Origin of the sequence: Vicingus serpentipes (genome assembly GCF_007993035.1) — a bacterium.
GTDB lineage: Bacteria > Bacteroidota > Bacteroidia > Flavobacteriales_E > Vicingaceae > Vicingus > Vicingus serpentipes.
Genome location: NZ_VOOS01000012.1, coordinates 1 through 3,340 on the forward strand (window position 1 = coordinate 1; position 3,340 = coordinate 3,340).

Below are 3,340 nucleotides of genomic sequence, written 5' to 3' on the forward strand. Positions count from 1 at the left end.
AATAAAAAAAGGCTTTAAATTTTTTAAAGCCTTTTTTTATTTATAATAGATCTACGTTATCTAAGCAGATTAACATGTCCAATATAATCTCTTTGAACACCATCTATCCCTCTTAGTTTAATTTTCCAAACGTATGTATCTGTTTTACATATCTCACCTTTAAAATATCCATCCCAACCATCACTTATATCATGTCCTTCATAAATTACTTCTCCCCATCTATCAAAAACAAAGAAGTCATAATCATCTTCAGATACACCAACCATTGTTCCTGGCTTAAATATCTCATTTAAATTATCTCCTCCTGGTGTAAAAGTGTTTGGTATTACAAACATAAAGTCTGGTTTTACTTGAACAACTTTAACAATCGTATCTTCACAAAGTCCATTTGTCACAATTAAGGATACAGGATAAAAACCTGTATCTTGATAAGTATGAATTGGATTTTGATTAATTAAATCTGTCGTTAAATCTCCAAAATCCCAGTTCCAATTAATCACATCTATCGATGATAAATCTGAGAATTCATAAGTAGGATTAAGCGTTGTTACAACTTCAGGATCAGAAGCAAAATCTGCTGTTGGAACTTGATGAACAACAGCCTCATCTACAAATAAGAATGTTGATTTACATCCGTCTTCTGTTGTTACAGTCAACTGAACATCATAAGTCCCTGGATTAAAATAATTATGTGACACTGAATCGTTTGCCGATGTTAATGTACCTCCATCTCCAAAGTTCCAAGCAAATGTTGAGTTCCAAATGTCATTTTGAACCTCAAAACCATAAGCCCAATAATCTGGGATAGGACAACCAGGATCAGAACTTATTATACTTACAATTGCTGTATCATTAACTAATACTGTTATTCCTGCTGTTGCTGGCCTTGAACATCCATCTTCTACTGTTACAATATAATCTGTTTCTGTAACTGCATAAACATCAACACTTGATGATGAAGTTGGATTTACAACTCCTGCAGGTGTAATTGAAACTCCAGATAATGAATCATATTGCATCCATGTGTAAGCATATGTAGAACCTACATTTCCTCCTCCTGCTACTGCAGAAACATTAGCTGTATCGCCTAAACATATTTCATCACCAAATCCAGTAATTGTTAATGGTGCTCCAACATTTATTGTTTCACTTACTAATATTGCACATCCATTACCATCTTGAACTGCAACACTATAGGTTGTTGAAGTCAATACAGTATCCAATAATGGCCCAGGAGTTGTAACTCCAAATGGAGCTCCCCAAAGGATATCATAAGGAGGTGTTCCTCCCGCTCCTACTCCAAACAATTGAATTTCTTGCCCGTAACACGCATATCCTGGCATTGTAATATTTGCTGTTAGTGGCGTTGGCTCATTTACTATTATTCCACTTTCAACTACTACACACCCATTCACATCTGTAACTTCAACTGAATAAATTCCTTCAGATAAGTTTGTAGCCTCAGATAACACTTGACCCGTTGGTGTCCAAACATAAGAAAATGGAGCATTTCCAGTAACAAACACCTCTGCACTTCCTGTACTATTACCATTACAATCAACATCAACAACTGTCACTGAATCAATGATAGAACCTGGTATATCATCAACGGTAACTGTTGTATCAAGTGTACAACCATTATTATCTGTAACGACAACAGTATATGTATTCGCCAATAAAGAACCTGCTAAAGCCGTTTGTTGATTAAGTGGATCATTCCAATTAAAAGCATAAGGCCCTGTTCCTCCGGTAACAGATGTTACTTCTGCACTTCCGTTAAATTGACCACATGTAGATGGAGTTGTAACTTGAGTAATAACTAGTAGATCTGGTTCTGTTAAGGTATAATATGTACTATCAACACACCCTTTTGCATCTTCTACTATTAAATAATAATTACCCATACCTAATCCTGAAAGCGTTGGACCTCCCGCAACATTTGATGTCCATGTGTATGGAAGTGTACCTCCTGTTGCTGTTACATCTATATATCCATCATTTGATTGGTAACAAGTTAAGTTTTTCAACGAATCAAGTGTTGTCACCAATAAATCAGGCTCTGTAACAACAACGGTATCTGTTGCTATACAATTATTTAAATCAGTTGCAGTAACAACATAAGTACCTATTGTAAGGTTAGATGCTGTATCATTTAATTGTGCTGGAATTGTATTCCATGAATATGATAAAGTTGCAGCTCCTGTACCTCCATTACCATTTGCATATACAATACCATCGTTCCCTCCATTACAACTTACATTTTGTATTAGATTAGCTACCACTACTACACCAGCATTTTCTGAAATAATCGTATCTGCTGAGGCGATACATCCATTACTATCTGTAACTGTTATCGTATAATTTTGAGCTCCCAAATTAGAAGCGTTTATTGTGGTATCTCCATTAGTCCATAGATACTGATAAGGAGCTATCCCTCCAGAAACAGAAGCATAAGCCATCCCATCCGATGCTCCATTACAACTCACATTTTGTATACTATCTATAACAACTGTTGGACTTCCTAAATCAGTCACATTCGCCACAACTGAATCTTGACATCCATTACCATCTGTAACTATGACTTGATAAGCTCCTGCAAATAACCCTGTAGCTACAGCATTTCCTTGTGTTGCTGGATCATTCCATATATAATTAAACGACCCTGACCCTCCAGCTACTGATACTGAAGCAACTCCATTTGCAAATCCACAAGTTGAAGATGTAGTAGAAGGTGTTAATATAATTTGATTCGGATGATCAATTATATTATTTAGCACGTCAACAGTACAACCTAATGAATCTGTCACTGTTAAATTATAGGTGCCTGCTAATAAATTAAAAGCAGTATCTGTTTGTTGTAAACCTAAATCATCCCATTGATATGAATATGGGAGTGTACCTCCTGAAACATTAGAAGCATATGCAAAACCTGAGTTCTGATTAAAACACTTTGCGTCACTAGTAGCAACATCTGCAGTTAATAAGTTTGGTTCTGTTATCTCTACTACAATTTGATCAGTACATCCAGCTGTATCCGTTACAATAACTGAATATAATCCTGCAGATAAACCCGTAGGATTTTGATCTGTAGAAACAATCGTTGCACCTAAAGTCCATTCAAAAGAATAAGCTCCTGAACCACCAACAACATCAACTTGTACAAACCCATCAGACAATCCATTACATGACACATTTTGTAGTGTGTCTAAAGAAATAATTAACTCATTAGGCTCATTAATTAGTATTGATCCATTTGCAACACATCCTGAAGCGTCTGTTGCAACAACACTATAAGAATTTGCAACTAACCCTGAAGCTGTTTGCGATGTCTGAGATGTTG

The 3,340-nt window shown here is 35.8% G+C and carries 1 protein-coding gene; it reads right to left on the bottom strand.

What is annotated here, in order from left to right:
• Positions 1 to 56: 56 nt before the first annotated feature.
• Positions 57 to 3,340: PKD domain-containing protein (locus FRY74_RS12735; protein ID WP_147102223.1), on the bottom strand; the 3,284-nt coding region annotated here is incomplete at its 5' end.